The sequence below is a fragment of the Oceaniglobus ichthyenteri genome, assembly GCF_003057885.1.
In the GTDB taxonomy this organism is placed as follows: Bacteria; Pseudomonadota; Alphaproteobacteria; order Rhodobacterales; family Rhodobacteraceae; genus Oceaniglobus; species Oceaniglobus ichthyenteri.
This window is the reverse complement of the sequence record NZ_QAGK01000002.1, coordinates 219,154-235,655: the sequence shown is the minus strand read 5'-3', so window position 1 is coordinate 235,655 and position 16,502 is coordinate 219,154. Positions and strand designations below refer to the sequence as shown.

Sequence of the window (16,502 nt, the reverse complement as noted above, 5' to 3'; positions counted from 1 at the left end):
TCTTGAATACATGAAACGCAATGTCCTTATCATCGGAGCGGGCGGCGTCGCCCAGGTCGTGGCGCATAAATGTGCGCAGAACAATGACAGGCTGGGTGACCTGCATATCGCCAGCCGCACGGTTTCAAAATGCGAAGCGATCATTCAAAGCGTCCATGACAAGGCGGCGATGAAACAGGACGGGATATTCAAGGCCCATAGCGTTGATGCAATGGACAGCGACGCGGTTGAAAAGCTGTTGCGCGACACAGCTGCGCAAATCGTGATCAATGTGGGATCACCCTTTGTGAACATGACAGTGCTTGAGGCCTGTATTCGCACGGGTGCCGCCTATATCGACACGGCCATTCACGAAGATCCGGCCAAGATTTGCGAAACTCCGCCATGGTACGCGAATTACGAATGGAAGCGGCGCGATGATTGCGCCAAGGCAGGCGTGACCGCGATTCTGGGGGCGGGGTTTGATCCGGGCATGGTCAACGCGTTTGCGCGCTTTGCGGTGGATGAATTCATGGACGAGGTCACATCCATCGACATCGTCGATATCAATGCCGGCAGCCATGGCAAATATTTCTCGACCAATTTCGATCCTGAAATCAACTTTCGCGAATTTACCGGCACCGTTTACAGTTGGCAGCAGGGGGCGTGGCAGGAAAACAAGATGTTCGAAGTGGGCCGGGAATGGGATTTGCCCGTGGTCGGCAAACAAAAGGCGTATCTGTCAGGCCATGACGAGGTGCATTCGCTGGCCGCCAACTATCCCGAAGCCGACGTGCGGTTCTGGATGGGGTTTGGCGATCATTACATCAACGTCTTTACCGTTCTTCAAAATCTGGGTCTGTTGTCGGAACAACCGGTGGTCACTGCCGAAGGTCTTGAGGTTGTGCCATTGAAGGTTGTGAAAGCGGTGTTGCCGGACCCCTCGACATTGGCGCCGGATTATACGGGCAAGACCTGTATCGGTGATCTGGTGAAAGGCAAAAAAGACGGACAGGATGTCGAAGTGTTCGTCTATAACGTGGCCGATCATGAGGACGCGTATCAAGAGGTGGGAAGTCAGGGCATTTCCTATACCGCCGGTGTGCCGCCGGTTGCGGTGGCCTTGCTGATTGCCGATGGCACCTATGATCACGGAAAAATGCTGAACGTTGAAGAGCTTGATCCAAAGCCGTTGTTCACGGTGTTGGACACTATCGGTCTGCCGACCCGCGTGAAAGACACTGATGGTGACCGGGAATGGCATCGGGCCTGATCCCGCTCTGGGGCGGGCCGATGCGATGATGAAACACCGCGCGGCCCGCCGGCAATCACAGACCCGTTAGCGCCCGGTCCAGCGTTCGAACCGGTCGCGCGCGCGGTAATAATTTCCGACAATTGGCAAAAACCACGGCGTGCCGTGATAAAGCGGATTGTCGGGAAACCGCAATTCGCCAAAAACCGATGGTGCCTGATCACGGCCCAGCATTTTCAGCGCGGATTGATGGCCCAGATAGGTGGCCATGGCCACGCCGGTGCCTTGGTAACTGCCTGCAAAATGTATCCCGTCATGGCTGCCCATATGCGGCAACATATCAAAGGAAAACCCGACATTGCCTTTCCAGGCATGGGTAATGCGGGTTTGCCCCAACTGTGGCCAGACATCGCACATGAAGCGGTGCAGCGATTTTGCCGATGTTTTCTCGCTTGAGTTTCGAAAACTGGCCCGTCCGCCAAATATAATGCGGCGCCCATCGGGGGATTGGCGAAAATAATACAAAATGCGCTTTGTATCGACCAGCATCCGCGCCTTGGGGTTCAGGGTGCTGATCAGATCCGGTGACAATTCCTCGGTTGCAATGACATAGCTGGCAATAGGAATGATCCGGCGGCGAAGCCACGGCCAAACCGGCCCGCTATAGCCATTTGTCGCAACAAAAACCTGATCGGCCTGCATATCTCCGGCTGAGGTTTGCAATGTGAACCCGCCAGCGGAACGGGCGATGTTTTTCACCTCTGAATGGCCATGCAATGTGCCACCTGCATCAATGAACGCTTGGCGCAGCGCACGATGATAGCGGGCTGGGTTCAATCCGCCACTTTCCGCCACGACCATGCCGCCGTGATAGAAATCACCGCCGATTTCCTGATGCTGGGCCTGTTTGGGCACCATGTTGGTGGCAAAACCCGTGTTGCGATGAATGCTGTCGGCCTGGGCCTCTAACCGGTGATAGGCACCGGGGGAATGCGCACCGGTAAAGCGCCCGCAGCGGACATATTGCGCATCGAATTTTTCCTTCTCAAGGAAATTCTCGAGATAATAGAATGATTTGGCGGCTTCCTGCATGACACGCTCAAACCGTTCGGGCCCCATTTTCCGGCGCATTTTTTCCGGCAGTTTCAAACCGCCGCTGACCATGCCGCCATTGCGGGTGCTGGCGCCTTCGCCGATCTGACCGGAGTCAAGAACGGCAATCCGCAGACCGGCCCGGGCCAATTCCAGCCCCGCCGAAAGGCCGCAATATCCGCTGCCGACAATCGCCACATCCACGCGCGGTGGCAATGGCGTATTGCCATCATCGGGGGGGGCATCATCCCACCAGAACGGGCGCTGTTGGAAATCAGGATGAAAGATATCATCGCCCGTCCGGGCGGGCGGCGCAGCAGTCATTTCTCGGCCTTTTCGGATGGGGGTACGGGGTTGAAATTGTCGCGCACGAAGGTTTCATATTGCGCGACTTCGCGGTTGATGCGCGCCTCATCCCAGTCCAGGATATCGGCCACTTCGGATGCCGCACGCCGTGCCGCGCCCAGTCCCATCGCCGGGGTCCAGCCGATATCGGTGCGCCGGAACAAAAGATCGCTCAGGGTGCGCACACGTTCATGGCGCGCGGCATGGCGCAGATCGGCCATTTTCACATGGGGGTTTTCCGGATCAAGAGGCGGCGAGTTCTGATTGTCGGGAAACAGCTTTGCCGCATGTGACAGTGGCGTGGCCGGGCGGGTGGGTTTCAATGACTGGCCGACGCGGCCCGCCACGATAGACCCGGCGTGGCGGTGGTTCATGATCGGCACACCGGTCAGGGCCACCATACCGGGCATGCCTTCGTCGGACATTTCGTGCATCGTCAGGGCCTTGATCCCATCGGTGGCGGCGCTGGATGTGCGGGGGCGTACGCCACACCACGAATAGACCACATCCGCCTGTGTCAGTTTCAGCGTGGGAAACAGCCGGTTTGCCTGATCAAGGATGAAATCCACCTCTTCGGGCAGAACGCGGGCGTCATCGGGATCGCCCTCAAACACCGTTTCGGTTGGGCCGAAGAAATGGTATTTTCCCCAAGGCATGCAATAAAACGGCTGATCTATGCTGCTGATCGTTTCCAATCCTTGCCCCTCGCACCCGTCGGGCAGGCGCACCACGATGTTCACGCCTTTGATGCCCACCAAGTGCTTGCGCGTTTCATGGCCAGACACCGCGTTGACGCGGTCGACCCAGGGGCCGGCGCTGTTGACGACCATGCGCGCCTGAACGGTGGCATCTGATCCGGGCACCAACGCATCTTCCAGCCGGATTTTCCAACCCTCACCATCGGTTTGTTCAAGCTTTGTCACCTTGGCATAGTTCTGAATCTGTGCGCCAATCCGTTCGGCATCCAGAACGGTATCAACGCAGATCCGTTCGGGCCAGTTGTATTGGTATTCGCGATACACCGCGAGACTGGTCAGATCTTCGCGTGCGGCCAGCAGTTTTGCCATGCCGTATTGCTCGGCGGCCTTTTTCACGCCCAGCCTGCGGTATTTCAGGCTGACCCGAAACCGGCCCAGTGTTTCAAGCGCGCGAAATCCCAGATCGACCTTCCAGCCGGGATATTGCCCGCCGCGATAGATCGGGAAAAAGAATGTATGGGCCAAAAGGCGTTCGGGCATGGTTTCAACCAGTTGCGCGCGACATTTCATCGCCAGACCCGCCATCCACAACCGTCGAAAAAGATCGCGGGGATGGATCAGGAATTTCCAGATTGGATAATCCGGGGAAAGATGCGCCAACCCGCAATACAAAAGACGGCTTGACCGGCTGGATGTGCCGCTGCCGAAATCGCCCTTGTCCACCAGCAGGGTGTTATATCCCTGTGCCGCAAGGTTTTGTGTGGCGCTGGCCCCGGTGGCGCCGCCACCGATCACGACAACATCGAATGTCTGACCATCGATTGCGGATAGATTTTTACTCAAGGCAGGACTCCCAAAAATATGTCATCGCAGTTTTCGGATCACAAGGCAGGCGCACCCGGTGCGGTATCCTCAAGCCATCCGATACGCAATTCAGGCACCGACCCCAGCAAGAGCCGCGTATAATCGGCCTGAGGGCGCAGCAAAACATCCGGTGCGGCGCCGTTTTCAACCACGACGCCCTGTTTCAGCACGACAACCTGATCGGCCAGCGCGGCAACGGTGGCCATGTCGTGACTGATGAACAGAATGGCAAGGTCAAGCCGGTCGCGCAGATCTTCGACCAGTCGAATGATCGAGGCGGCAACAACGGTATCAAGCGCCGAGGTGATTTCATCACAGATCAAAACCTCGGGCCGGGCGGCCAAAGCACGGGCCAGATTGACGCGCTGTTTTTCACCCCCCGAAAGCTGGCTGGGTTTGCGGCGCGCATATTCGGCGGGCAGGTTTACCATTTCCAAAAGCTCGGCAATGCGCCCGGGGGATTTATCGCCAAAGAAATCCAGAACGCGGCCCAGTATCCGCCCGACACTGTGCTTTGCATTCAGTGCGGTATCGGCCGATTGAAACACCATCTGAATGCGGCGCATTTCATCGCGGGTGCGCCCGCTGCCGCGATCTGCAAGGGTCTTGCCCGACAGGGTGATCGTGCCCGCCGCCGGGGCGTGCAGCCCCGCAATCACCCGCGCCAGCGTGCTTTTGCCTGATCCCGATTCACCAATGATGGCCACGACCCGGCCCCGCGCCACATTCAGCGACACGCCCTTGAGGATTTCGATCTTGGGTTTGTTGTTGGTCACGCTGCCATAGCCGGCCACGATACCGCGCGCCTCAATCGCGCCTTCGGCGGCTGCCGGGGGCTTTTTGGCGACAAGATCACGTGCGGTAACCGGCCAGCGCTGACAGGCCCTGATCAATTCGCGGGTATAGTCGTGCTGCGGGTTTTCAAGAATCTCGGTTGTGCTGGCACATTCGATCAGATCGCCCCGTTTCAGCACCGCGATACGGTCGGCCACCTGGGCCACAACGGCCAGATCGTGACTGACAAACAGCGCCGCAGTGCCGTTTTCGCGGATGCCGGTCTTGAGCGCGCGCAAGACTTCGATCTGGGTGGTCACGTCCAATGCACTGGTCGGTTCGTCACAGACCACCAGATCAGGATCAAGAAGCAGCCCCATCGCGATCATGAAGCGTTGCAATTGCCCACCCGACACTTCGTGGGGAAAGCGCGCGCCGATCTGGCCCGGATCAGGCAGCCCAAGCGAGGCATACAGCGCATGGGCCCGTTTGATTGCCGCCATGGCCGGCATGGCCCCGTGCACGGCGGCGGGTTCTGTCACCTGCCGGTCAAGGCGCATCCGCTGATTGAACGACATCGCGGCACTCTGGGCGATATAGCTGATGCTTTTGCCGCGCCGGTGGCGCAATTCCTGTTCGGTGGCGCGGATCATATCAAGGCCCGCCAGACGCACATTGCCGTGGCGCACCATCAGGCCCGGGCGGATACGGCCCAGCGCGCTGAGCGCAAGGGATGTTTTGCCCGATCCAGATTCTCCGATCAGCGCCAAAACCTCACCTTTGGCGACGGACAGGGATATGTCGTTCAGAATGGATTTTCCGCCCGACGTTTGGGCAATGACCAACCGGTCAAATTCAAGAACGGGGTTTTGTGTCATTTCGAAAGCTCCGCCGCGTCATTGCGTTCGCCCAACACATCGACAAACAGGTTCAGGGCGATGGATACCAATGCGATTGCCAAAGCGGGGTATATCGGAGCAAGCGACCCGCCGCCCAACCCCTGCAGGTTTTCACGCACCAATGCGCCCCAGTCGGCCAGCGGTGGCTGTACGCCCAAGCCCAGAAAGCTGAGGCTGCTCATGAACAGGATTGCAAAGCTCATCCTGATTGCGAAATCGGCGGCAAGAGGGCGCACCACATGGGGCAGCATTTCACCAAATAACAACCACACCGGCCCCTCACCGCGCATTCGGGCCACGCGCATGAAATCCTGTCCGACAAGATCACGCCCCAGCGCGCGCGCCACGCGAAACACGCTGGCCGAATAGATCAGGCCGGTCACGACAACCAACGTGGTGATGGATGATCCCAGCGCGGCAACCACCACCAGACCGACGATGATCTTGGGCAAGGACAGCGCAACATCAACAATCCGGCACAGCACCACGTCAAGCCATCCACCGCGCAGCGCCACAAGCATGCCCAGCGTGTCACCCACCAGATGCGCCAGCAACGTCGCCCCAAGCCCCATAAGCAGGGTCAGCGATGTTCCCGCAATCAGCCGCGAAAACAGATCGCGGCCCAGATAATCACTGCCCAGAATGCTTGCGCCATTGCCGGCCTGAAACGGCAGATCGGTGACAAATTCGGTCGGATCGAACGGCACAAGCCAGGGTGAGAACACCGCGATGAACACAAATGCGCCCAGCACACCAAAACTGAACCACAGGGTCAGTGATGGCCGCTGTCGGGGCAGGGGGGCAAGATCGGGTTTTGTCGTCATTGCCCTGTTGCCTTTCGCGATGTGGTCAGAAACGGGTCGAAAAGATCGGCCAATGTATCGGCCAGCAGGATCAGGATCACATAGACCGCGCCAAACACCATGGCGCAGGCTTGAACCACCGGCATGTCGCGCGCCTGTACGGCATCCACCATCAGCCGCGCCAACCCCGGATAGGCAAAGACGGTTTCAACAACCACAACGCCACTGACCAGATAGGCCACGTTCAGGGCGACGACATTGGCCAAGGGGCCAACCGCCATGATCAGGGCATGTTGGCTGACGATTTTATAGCGCGGCACACCTTTCAGCATCGCCATTTCCGCGAATGGCTGGCCCAACAGATTGCTGATGATGGCGCGGGTCATCCGGGCGATCTGTGCCGTTACCACAATGACAAGCGTGGCCACCGGCAGAAACAGCGCGCGCGCAGTGTCCTGCCAACTGGCGCCGGGCGACAGATAGGCAACCGCCGGAAACCAGTACAGTTTGACAGCAAACAGCAACACGGCCAGTGTCGCGATCAGAAATTCGGGTGTGGCCGACAAACCCAGAATGGTGATCGACCCCAACCGATCCAACCAACCGCCGGTGCCAAGGCTTAGCAAAAGCCCGATACAGATGGCGAGCGGTGTTGCAATCAGCGTGGTTGTCCCGGCCAGAAGCACCGTGTTTCCGATCCGCTGCGACAGCATGTCGGCCACCGGGGTTTTGGTGGTGATCGATTGCCCCCAATCGCCCTGAAGGATGCCAAACAGCCAATCGAGATACCGCAGGGCCGCCGGTTGATCGAGCCCCAGTTCCGTGCGCAGGGTTGCCACGCTTTCGGGTGTTGCGAACTGACCCAGCGCCAGTTGCGCAACATCACCGGGCAGGATTTCGGTGCCGACAAACACCAGCAGCGATACCAGCCACAACACCAGTACCGCCAACAACAGACGTTTGATCAGATAGCCAATCATTTCAGGCGCGGCTCCGTATGGATGAAATGGCAGGTGCGGTTGAAATCACACGCCGCCGGGGTGTTGCCCCGGCGGATTGCAAGGTCCGTGACCCATTCAAGGTTAACTTTTGAACCAAACGCGATCGGTAAAGTTGAACCCGCCCAAACCGCCAATCGGAACCGGCGTCAGCCCTTCGACCCGGGTTGAAACGCCATCCACATAGCTGATGAACGCAGGAAGAACCTGCGCACCGGTATTGTGAAGCGTCTCCTGGATGTCCGCGTAAATCTCAACGCGCTGCGCCTCGTCGACCGTGGCGCGGGCGGCATCGATCATCTTGTCCAGATCGGGGTTGTTGTAATGCGAGAAATTCCATGCCGCGCCGGATTTCCATGTCAGGTTGAGAAACATGTTCACGGTGGCCCAAGGGTTGAACGTGGTCGCGAACAGGGCGCGTTTTCCGGCCACCGCGCTCCAATAACTGTCAGCCGGTTCGCGGCGCAGATTAAGGTTCAGCCCGGCATTGACGGCCTCGCGCTGCAAAAGCTGTCCGATATCGGTGCTGAACACCGAAGCATCGCTGACGTGCAGATCAATCTGGCTGTTGCCGATTCCGGCCTTGGCAAGGTGGAACTTTGCCTTGTCATGATCCAGGGTGCGTTGCGGCAGCGCATCGTTGAAATAGGGCGTGCCGGGCATCACCGGAACATCATTTGCGATCACACCGTTGCCGCGCAGAACGGTTTTCAAAACGCGTTCACGGTCAATCAGATAAGACAGCGCCAGGCCCAGATTTTCCCTGTCACCGGGCGGAATGTCGACCGCCGCCTGAAATGACGTGAACCGCGCCGCATTGGTGATAAACGGCTGCGCCACGTCGGATTTTGCAACTTCGTCAATGCTGGGGCCTTTCAGATCCACCACCACATCGGCATCGCCCGACAACAGGGCGTTGGCGCGCGCAACCGGATCGGTGATTGAAAACATTTCAAACCCGTCGATATAAGGCTGGCCGTTTTTCCAGTAATTGTCATTTCGGGTACAGATGGTGCGCACGCCCGGCGCAAATTCACTGACGGTGAACGGGCCGGTGCCGTTTGGTTTGGCGAAATCATAGGTGCCGGCCTTGACGATTGCGAATTGAAATATGCCGAACATCACCGGCACATCGCCATCAGGCTCGGCCAGTTTGACGACAACCGTATCGGGGCCATCCACAACCACATCGGTGATGTTCTGTACCAACCGACGCACGCTTGACGCCACGCGCTCTTCCTTGTGGCGCAGGATCGAAAACGCCACATCTTCGGCGGTCAGGGGTGATCCGTCGTGAAATTCCACGCCCTTGCGCAGGGTGAATGTCCACTCGGTGACATCGGCGCTGGGCTCAAAGGATACGGCAAGTTCAGGCTGTGCCTTTAATTGTTCATCAAGGCGGGTCAGGTGGTTGTACAGGCTGGTGCAGCGGATGAAATCACCGTGATACAGCGCCTTTGCGGAATCGAACGTGTCATTCGTGCTTTGTGATGCAATGCCGATCCGCAACACACCGCCGCGTGTGGGTGTTGCCGCGCGAACCGACGTTCCCAACCCCAGTGCGCTTGCACCCGCACCCGCACCAAGGATCAGGCCGAACTTGCGGCGGCTGATGCCGCCTGTGGCCGTGATCAAACGATTTCCCATGCCTGTCATCTCTTTCTCCCCCTTGAGAGCCCCGAAGCGGAAAGCCCGTTCGATATACCTAACGCGACATTTTCCCTTGGGTCAATGGACAATAACCCTTGCAATTTGCAGTTTGTGATGATTTTCAGGATACTGAAATTGGAGTTTGCGACCTTGGACAATCAAGCCACAGCAGAAGAGGGCGATCGCGCGGCACTGTCGGGAACGGTGTATGAGCGATTGAAAGACGATATTCTGCGCCTCGTGCTGGCGCCGAAATCCATCCTTCAGGAAGATACACTTGCCGCGCGCTGCGGGGTCAGCCGCACGCCAGTGCGCGAAGCCTTGCGCAAGCTGCTTGATGAAGGGTTGGTTCAGCGCAGTGGCCGATTTTACCAGGTGATCGAGCTTTCGATCAACGATATCCGCGATCTGTACGAAGTGCGCGAGGCGCTGGAGACAATGGCGGTGCGGTTGTGCATCGAGCGCACCGAAGCCAGTGACACAAGCGGCCTTTCCACCATTCTGGAGGCGCAAAAGGCCGCACTTTTGGCGGGCGAACAGGCCGAATTCTTCCGGCTTGATAGCGCGTTTCACCTGTGTATCGGCGAGCTGTCGCAAAACGCCTATCTTCTGGCGCAACTGACCAAGGTTCATGACAAACTGCGCCTTGTGCGCGGGCGCGAAGGCAGCCGCGCGGGTTGGATGGATCAGGTTGTGGTGGAACATCTGCGCATCATCAGCGCGCTTGAGCGGCGCAATGTCGCCGTCGCCGAGGCGGAAATGCGTTACCACATCAACAGCGCGGTCAGGCTGCACCTTGGGTTGCCGCAACGCCCGTTTGCGATGGACTGACGCGCCGATATTCAACAGGAAAATGCCATGAAACATGTTTACATCGACTGCACCGAATTCGGTCATTCTGTTCTGACGCCCGAGGTGCTTTCGACACTGCCGGATCTGGAAATATACACCGGCGATCCCGACCCTGAAACGCTGGACAGGTTGATGTCGGGTGCGGTGGGCGTGATCAACGGTCGCACACAGATGGATGCCGCTTTTCTGGCGCGGTATCCGACCCTGCGCAGCATCGTGTTTCTGGGCACGGGCGCCTCGACCTATATTGATACCGCGGCGGCGGAAAAACTGGGCATCCAGGTGCGCACCGTGCGCAATTATGGTGATCGCACCATTGCCGAACACGCATTTGCCCTGATCATGGCCGGGGCGCGCGCCATTGCCGCAATGGATCGTGATATCCGCAGTGGCCGCTGGACGATGCCGGTGGGTGTTGAACTGGCCGGTAAGCGGCTTGGGGTGGTGGGCACCGGCGGAATAGGCAGCGAACTGATCCGTTTGGCCCATGGGTTCGGGATGGAGGTGATCGCCTGGAACCGCAGCGGTGTGCCCGATCACCTGCCGTGCCGGTCTGTGCCGCTGGATGATCTGCTGAAAACGGCGCATGTGGTGTCACTTCATCTGGCGCTGACGGATGCGACCCGTCATTTGATGAACGCGGAAAAGTTGGCGATGTTGCGCTCTGACGCCATTCTGGTGAATGTGGCGCGGGGTGCAGTCATTGACGAACCCGCCCTGATCGACGTGCTTGAAAACGGGCGCATCGCCCATGCCGCGCTGGATGTGTTTGAACAAGAGCCGTTGCCAAAGGATCATCCGCTGACGCGGCTGGAAAATGTTACCCTCACGGCGCATTCGGCCTATAAGACCCGCGAAGCCATGGCGCGATTGCTCTCAACCGGTTTCACCTTGCTGCGCGACGATCTGAAGGCGTTGTCGGATCGGTGATGGTTGGCTGATCGAATTGCCGATATTCAACACGTCACACCCCATCGGGCCGACGTGAGTGGCGCAGTCCGGGCAGGCCGTGCCTTGGGGTATTGCTATCGAGCGGGGACATGCAGAAAACCCGATTTTTCGCCGCAAGGGCGAACCGTTTGTGCGCAAATTTTCCACTTCTGGCGAAGTTGGTAACAAAGTCACCAAGCGGGGCGATGTTGTGCTGTAAGTCGGCCGGAAAAGCCGTGCAATCAGTGGATTGAACGGCAGAGAAAGATTTGAGCAGACAAGAATACACAGTTGGAAAGACAATCATGATCCGGATGAAAGAGAGCATCTTTGCCGTGGCAGTGATGCTGGCCATATGGAGCGCCATCGCGCTTCCCGCAGGAATGACGCCCGCGCAGGGGCTTACCTTTGGGGTGATGGTGATTACCCTGTCGTTGTGGGGAACGGGCCTTGTGCCGGGCTATGTGGCGTCGATGTTCCTGTTTGTCGCGCTGATCCTTGGTGGGCTGGCCCCACCGCAAGAGGTTTTCGCGAGCTTTTCATCTTCGGCGATTTGGCTGGTGGTTGCGGGCTTTGTCATTGGCGCGGCGATCACCCATTCGGGGTTGGGTGCGCAACTGGGTGCCGTGGCACGGCCCCATGTTTCGAAAAGCTATGGCACACTCATTGTCGGGCTGATGCTGATCGGAATGGTGCTGGGATTCGTGATGCCATCGTCGCTGGGGCGTGCGGCGGTTCTGGTGCCTGTGGGCATGGCGTTGGCCGATGCCTTGGGGTTGGAAAAGGGGTCAACGGGGCGCACCGGCGTGGCGGTCATCATTGCGATCGGAACCAACATGCCCAGCTTTGCAATCCTGCCGTCGAACATTCCCAATGTCATTCTGGCAGGGTTGGCAGAACAGTCGTTGAATGTTCAATTCAGCTATACAAAATATCTGCTGCTGCATTATCCGGTTTTGGGGCTGTTGAAATCTGCGGTGATTGTTGCGCTTGTGCTGATCCTTTTTCCTGCCCGGGTCAGGGAAATCGCGCAACCGACGGCGCCGGAACGTGCCGGGGCGGGCCGTCGTCAGGCGGTATTGCTGGCCATTCTGCTGGTCACGCTGGGCCTTTGGTCAACCGATCAGATCCACGGGATCAATGCGGCGTGGATCGGGCTTGGCACTTCTTTGGTGCTGATGATCCCACAGTTCGGCTTTGTCCCGCCACCGGTTTTCAAATCGGCGGTGGATTTTTCGATGCTGTTGTTCGTTGCCGGGGCGCTGAGCCTTGGAGTTGTGGTCAATACAAGCGGGCTGGGCGAGATCATCGCAGGCAAGGTTTTGACAGTTCTGCCGTTTCAGCAGGGAAATGATTTGTTGAACTTCATGTCACTGTCGCTTTTGGGGGCGGGAACATCGATTTTCACGACCGTTGCGGGCATGCCTGCGGTGCTTACCCCCCTTGCTCAGGAATTGGCCGAGACCACCGGATTTTCGCTGAACGCGGTGTTGATGACGCAGGTGATCGGTTTTTCCACAGTGGTTTTCCCCTATCAGGTGGGGCCGTTGATTGTGGCCATGGGCCTGGCCAAGGAAAGCACGCGCCCCCTGCTGAAGATCATGCTGTCGCTTTTTGCGATCACCGTGTTGGTTTTGTTGCCGATCGATTTCTTGTGGTGGAAACTGTTGGGCACGATTTGAAACATGCAAACGCATACAGGGATGTGGTGTGATCGCCGCGTGATTGCGGGCGAAACTGGCCCCCGACACGCAGCCTTACAAGGTTTGCGCAGCGTCGCGCCCGACCGCGCGCAAAAGCACCGCCGCCACCAGATCGCCGGTGACATTCACGGCCGTGCGGCACATGTCAAGCAGGCGATCAACGCCCAGAATGATCACCATTCCCTCAACAGGGATGCCCATGCTTGTTGCGACATTGATCAGGATCGCGATGCTGACGCCCGGCGTTCCAGGGGCGCCGATGCTTGAGGCGACAAGCGTTCCAACCACCACGGCGATCTGACCCAAGGTCAGATCAACACCGGCAAGCTGTGCCAGAAACAGAATGGCCACCGCCTGATAAAGCGCGGTGCCTGCCATGTTCATCGTCGCCCCCAGCGGAACAACCAGATTGGCGATATTTTCGGGCACGCCAAGCTGGCGCGCGGATTGGATTGTAACCGGCATCACCGCAGAAGAGCTGGACGTGGAGAAGGCCAGCAAAAGATTACTTCCGGCAGCTTTTATAAATCGCGGCGGGGTGATCCGTGCGAACAGAAATGCAATCACAAGGTAAAGGCAAAACAGCATCACCAAACCCAACAGCACGGTGCCGACATACCCGGAAATGCCGACCATGGTTTCAAACCCCATGCGCATCACCAGTTGCGCCATCAGCCCGAAAACCGCGAAAGGGGCCAGAAACATCGCCCATTTGACAATGTTCATCGAAATCGAAAGCAGCGCATCCATCAATGCAAGAAAGGGCGCGGCGCGCTTGGGCTGAACCTGGGTGACGGACACCCCCACAAGCAGAGCCAGCACAACAACCGCCAACATATCCCCCTGCACGATCGAGGCGGTCGGGTTTGTGGGCAAAATATCGACAATCAGATCCGGCACGGTTGCCTGGGCGTCGGGGGCGGGCAGATCGGCAAGTTCGCCGGTTTCGGGCGGCATGCCGGATCCGGCAGGCTCTGGCGAAAAACCGACAAGGCCCTTGCCGGGGCTCAGCCATTGGGCAAGCATCACACCGATTGCCGCCGCCGCCGTCGTGGTGGCCAGAATGAAAGCGGCCAACCGCAATCCGACCGAACGCAGTTCGTTGCCAGACCCGGCGCCGGAAAGACCCCCGACAATCGAAGAAAAGATCAGCGGGATCAGCACCATGGCGATCAATGCCAGAAATATCTGCCCCGGCAGCGCCAACCAATGCCCGACCCATTTGGCCGTATCCGGTGGCATCAGCCCTGTTGGTTCGCTCAGCAATAAACCAAGGCCAAAACCCAAGACCATCCCGATCATCACCTGCGCCCAGAGTCTGGATGTGATCCAGACCCGCAGCTTGAAACGCTGTTGCCCGATCCGCATTGTCGTATCTTGTGTGTCGTTTGCCATGCCAAGGCCATAACAGGACCAGGCGCGAGAAATAAACCGACATTTTCACTTGCAACGGCCCCGGCACCACCCGTCGTGGCACCGGTAAACAATGCGACAAGAATGGCATCGCGGCCACGCCAAAGTCTTTCGCAATCAAGGCTTACCTGTCCGGCAGGTCACATCCTTCCCGCGCATAGATCGCAAACGGCCCCACATGACCCTTGAGGGCATAGTCGCGCCAGGCCAGGGCGAATTTTGTATCTTCGCTGAAGTAGTCGAGATAATCGAAGGACGCGCCATTGAAATATTGCTTGTGCGGGTTTTCATCAACGATAACGACCTGCGGTGCGGTGCGGAAAAAATCCGCCAACACCCGCGCACGTGCATTTTCCAGTGTGGCGCGATAGACGGCCTGCTCAGCCGGATTCTTGGTGAGGCTCAGTCGGTAACTTGCCCCGGGAAAGAGCCAAAGTGACGGAGCTCGGTTGGCCGACGTGGCATTGACGAGGTTCGCCAATGGGAATCCCGTCCACACATTCGCGCTGAATACCTGAAAGCTGCGCTCGCCCGGTGGGCAGGTAAAATAAGGCGCGACGGCGTGGGCGAAAGGGCTTTGATACGGGCCATTGCGCACTGCCGGAACACCAAGAAGCATGACAGACACGGCGGCAATGGCGATTGGCCACCACTGCGCCCGGGTTTGTGACAGCGTTGCCGCCGCCCATGTTACGGCAAACACCACATAAAGGTTTGCAGGAATCCGGTGATAATTCCAGCCTTTCGACTGGATCAGAAATATCGCAATGGCCGCCGCCCCGGTCGCCACTGCCACGGTGTTTGACCAAGGCCGCGCCCTGTTCAGTACAAGAAGCACCAGCGCGATGAAAAGCAACAGGATCAGGACCCAAGCGCGAGAAAGGGTAAAAAGAAGCGGCACGTCAAATGCGCCATAAACCTGCATCGTAAGCGGCACGACATTTTCGAAATACGCCGGATGCAGGATTGCCGAGGCTGTCACATAAAGCATCAGCAGGGCCGAAATCACCAGGTATTCGACCCTGAGCGCCGGCCGCAGACTGCGCGCGGCAATCATTTGGCAGATCAGGATCGCGAGTGGAAGCAGCAGGAAATAATGCTTGAGCGCGATTCCGAAGGTTGCCCAGACTGCAACTCCGGCGCGCATCGGCCCGGACGCGGGTGCGGAGCGCAGGTTCATCACAAGAAACGGCAGGAACATGATGGTGAACAGGTGGTCGCGCTGTCCGAAATCCCCGATTGGCAAGAGCAATAGCCCAACCGCCGCCACCGCAAGCACGGCGCGCCGTGATGTCGAGGAAAGGCGTGTTTCACAGGCAAGCAGCCGCTGGGACAGGATCAGCGAACCCGCCGCAAGCACCAGCACGAAGCCTTTGAAGGTTGCCATCGGCGCAAGCCCGGTCAGCCGCGCGATCCATACCGGGATTGCGGTAAGATAAAACGCCAGCGGTGGGTTCAAAACTCATAGGTATAAAATAACGAGTGCCGCGAGGGCGATTGCAGACAAGAATACCTTTGGGCATCCGTCGTATCTTGTCGCAACGCGTCGCCAATCATTCAGCCTGCCGAACATGATTTCGATCCGGTTTCGGTGTTTGCAACGGCGCTTGTCATACTTCACTGTTTTCTTCCGCGGTTTCCGACCAAGGATACATGCGCGTATCCCTTTGTCCTTCAACGCTTCTCTGAACCAATCGGCGTCATAACCACGGTCACCGAGCAGCTAGTTAACCTTGGGCAGGCTGCTCACGAGCGCCCGTGCGCCGATGTAATCGCTGACCTGACCGGCGGTGACGAACAGGTTGAGCGGTCGGCCTTGGCTGTCGCAGATGTGTGCAGTTTGGTATTCATTCCGCCTTTGGTCCGGCCAATCAGGCGTCCGCGCCCCTTTTTCAACGCCCAAGCTGATCGCTGTACGGTCTGCCTTGAGGTAGGTCGCGTCGATCATCACGGTTTCCTCTTCGCGATGTTTGGCGGCTAGGCCAACCATCATCCGAGGGAAAATGCCCTTGTCGCTCCACCGCTTCCAACGGTTGTAGACGGTCTTATGAGGTCCATATTCTCTGGGTGCATCACGCCAACGTAAGCGGTTACGATTAACGAAGATAACACCGCTCAGGCCACGCCTATCATCAACGCGCGGCTTGCCGTGGGACTTGGGGAAAAGGGCTCAAGACGCACCGTCTCCGCATCAGTGGTCAGACATGTTCACCGCTTTTTTTAAACTGTGAATCACGCCACCACCTCGAA

The 16,502-nt window shown here is 58.2% G+C and carries 12 protein-coding genes and 1 pseudogene; 4 read left to right on the top strand and 9 right to left on the bottom strand.

What is annotated here, in order from left to right:
* The first annotated feature begins 10 nt into the window (after window positions 1-10).
* Entirely contained in the window at window positions 11-1,252 is a 1,242-nt protein-coding gene (locus C8265_RS04155) for a saccharopine dehydrogenase family protein (RefSeq protein ID WP_108482720.1), read from the top strand.
* A 66-nt stretch (window positions 1,253-1,318) separates the two neighbouring features.
* On the opposite strand, the gene C8265_RS04150 is transcribed toward C8265_RS04155, so the two are convergent.
* The 6 genes from C8265_RS04150 to C8265_RS04125 all read right to left on the bottom strand — a co-directional run bounded on the left by C8265_RS04150 (window position 1,319) and on the right by C8265_RS04125 (window position 9,351).
* Window positions 1,319-2,647 carry an NAD(P)/FAD-dependent oxidoreductase gene (locus tag C8265_RS04150; protein ID WP_108482719.1) on the bottom strand — a complete coding sequence of 443 codons (1,329 nt, stop codon included), beginning with the start codon at window positions 2,645-2,647 and terminating at the stop codon, window positions 1,319-1,321.
* Window positions 2,644-4,209, bottom strand: a complete 1,566-nt coding sequence (locus tag C8265_RS04145) for an FAD-dependent oxidoreductase (RefSeq protein WP_108482718.1) — start codon at window positions 4,207-4,209, stop codon at window positions 2,644-2,646. The genes C8265_RS04150 and C8265_RS04145 overlap by 4 nt, the downstream gene beginning before the upstream one ends.
* Window positions 4,210-4,247: 38 nt before the next feature.
* Window positions 4,248-5,882, bottom strand: coding sequence for an ABC transporter ATP-binding protein (locus tag C8265_RS04140; RefSeq protein WP_108482717.1), 1,635 nt, complete (start codon window positions 5,880-5,882; stop codon window positions 4,248-4,250).
* The gene (locus C8265_RS04135) at window positions 5,879-6,727 is read right to left on the bottom strand and encodes an ABC transporter permease (RefSeq protein WP_108482716.1); all 849 of its coding nucleotides are present in this window, start codon (window positions 6,725-6,727) and stop codon (window positions 5,879-5,881) included. The genes C8265_RS04140 and C8265_RS04135 overlap by 4 nt, the downstream gene beginning before the upstream one ends.
* On the bottom strand, window positions 6,724-7,686 hold the full coding sequence (locus tag C8265_RS04130; RefSeq protein ID WP_108482715.1) for an ABC transporter permease: 963 nt from the start codon (window positions 7,684-7,686) through the stop codon (window positions 6,724-6,726). The genes C8265_RS04135 and C8265_RS04130 overlap by 4 nt, the downstream gene beginning before the upstream one ends.
* 102 nt (window positions 7,687-7,788) lie before the next feature.
* Window positions 7,789-9,351, bottom strand: coding sequence for an ABC transporter substrate-binding protein (locus C8265_RS04125; protein ID WP_164512265.1), 1,563 nt, complete (start codon window positions 9,349-9,351; stop codon window positions 7,789-7,791).
* A gap of 138 nt (window positions 9,352-9,489) precedes the next feature.
* On the opposite strand from C8265_RS04125, the gene C8265_RS04120 reads away from it, so the two are divergent.
* The 3 genes from C8265_RS04120 to C8265_RS04110 all read left to right on the top strand — a co-directional run bounded on the left by C8265_RS04120 (window position 9,490) and on the right by C8265_RS04110 (window position 12,818).
* Complete coding sequence (locus tag C8265_RS04120) at window positions 9,490-10,185, top strand: GntR family transcriptional regulator (RefSeq protein WP_164512264.1); 696 nt, start codon at window positions 9,490-9,492, stop codon at window positions 10,183-10,185.
* A gap of 27 nt (window positions 10,186-10,212) precedes the next feature.
* Window positions 10,213-11,136, top strand: coding sequence for a 2-hydroxyacid dehydrogenase (locus C8265_RS04115; RefSeq protein WP_108482712.1), 924 nt, complete (start codon window positions 10,213-10,215; stop codon window positions 11,134-11,136).
* Window positions 11,137-11,441: 305 nt separating this feature from the next.
* Window positions 11,442-12,818 carry an SLC13 family permease gene (locus tag C8265_RS04110; protein WP_108482711.1) on the top strand — a complete coding sequence of 459 codons (1,377 nt, stop codon included), beginning with the start codon at window positions 11,442-11,444 and terminating at the stop codon, window positions 12,816-12,818.
* Window positions 12,819-12,893: 75 nt separating this feature from the next.
* On the opposite strand, the gene C8265_RS04105 is transcribed toward C8265_RS04110, so the two are convergent.
* The 3 genes and pseudogenes from C8265_RS04105 to C8265_RS04095 all read right to left on the bottom strand — a co-directional run bounded on the left by C8265_RS04105 (window position 12,894) and on the right by C8265_RS04095 (window position 16,454).
* A complete protein-coding gene (locus C8265_RS04105; RefSeq protein ID WP_108482710.1) occupies window positions 12,894-14,234 on the bottom strand; it encodes a dicarboxylate/amino acid:cation symporter in 1,341 nt (446 codons plus the stop codon).
* A 142-nt stretch (window positions 14,235-14,376) separates the two neighbouring features.
* Complete coding sequence (locus C8265_RS04100) at window positions 14,377-15,639, bottom strand: hypothetical protein (protein ID WP_164512263.1); 1,263 nt, start codon at window positions 15,637-15,639, stop codon at window positions 14,377-14,379.
* Window positions 15,640-15,714: 75 nt separating this feature from the next.
* A pseudogene (locus tag C8265_RS04095) lies at window positions 15,715-16,454 on the bottom strand (IS5 family transposase).
* Between the last annotated feature and the right edge of the window lie 48 nt (window positions 16,455-16,502).

Coding starts and splice junctions, on each gene's coding strand:
- C8265_RS04110 (WP_108482711.1), top strand. CDS start 11,442: ATGATCCGGATGAAAGAGAGCATCTTTGCCGTGGCAGTGATGCTGGCC.
- C8265_RS04115 (WP_108482712.1), top strand. CDS start 10,213: ATGAAACATGTTTACATCGACTGCACCGAATTCGGTCATTCTGTTCTG.
- C8265_RS04105 (WP_108482710.1), bottom strand. CDS start 14,234: ATGGCAAACGACACACAAGATACGACAATGCGGATCGGGCAACAGCGT.
- C8265_RS04100 (WP_164512263.1), bottom strand. CDS start 15,639: ATGGCAACCTTCAAAGGCTTCGTGCTGGTGCTTGCGGCGGGTTCGCTG.
- C8265_RS04155 (WP_108482720.1), top strand. CDS start 11: ATGAAACGCAATGTCCTTATCATCGGAGCGGGCGGCGTCGCCCAGGTC.
- C8265_RS04135 (WP_108482716.1), bottom strand. CDS start 6,727: ATGACGACAAAACCCGATCTTGCCCCCCTGCCCCGACAGCGGCCATCA.
- C8265_RS04140 (WP_108482717.1), bottom strand. CDS start 5,882: ATGACACAAAACCCCGTTCTTGAATTTGACCGGTTGGTCATTGCCCAA.
- C8265_RS04125 (WP_164512265.1), bottom strand. CDS start 9,351: ATGGGAAATCGTTTGATCACGGCCACAGGCGGCATCAGCCGCCGCAAG.
- C8265_RS04130 (WP_108482715.1), bottom strand. CDS start 7,686: ATGATTGGCTATCTGATCAAACGTCTGTTGTTGGCGGTACTGGTGTTG.
- C8265_RS04150 (WP_108482719.1), bottom strand. CDS start 2,647: ATGACTGCTGCGCCGCCCGCCCGGACGGGCGATGATATCTTTCATCCT.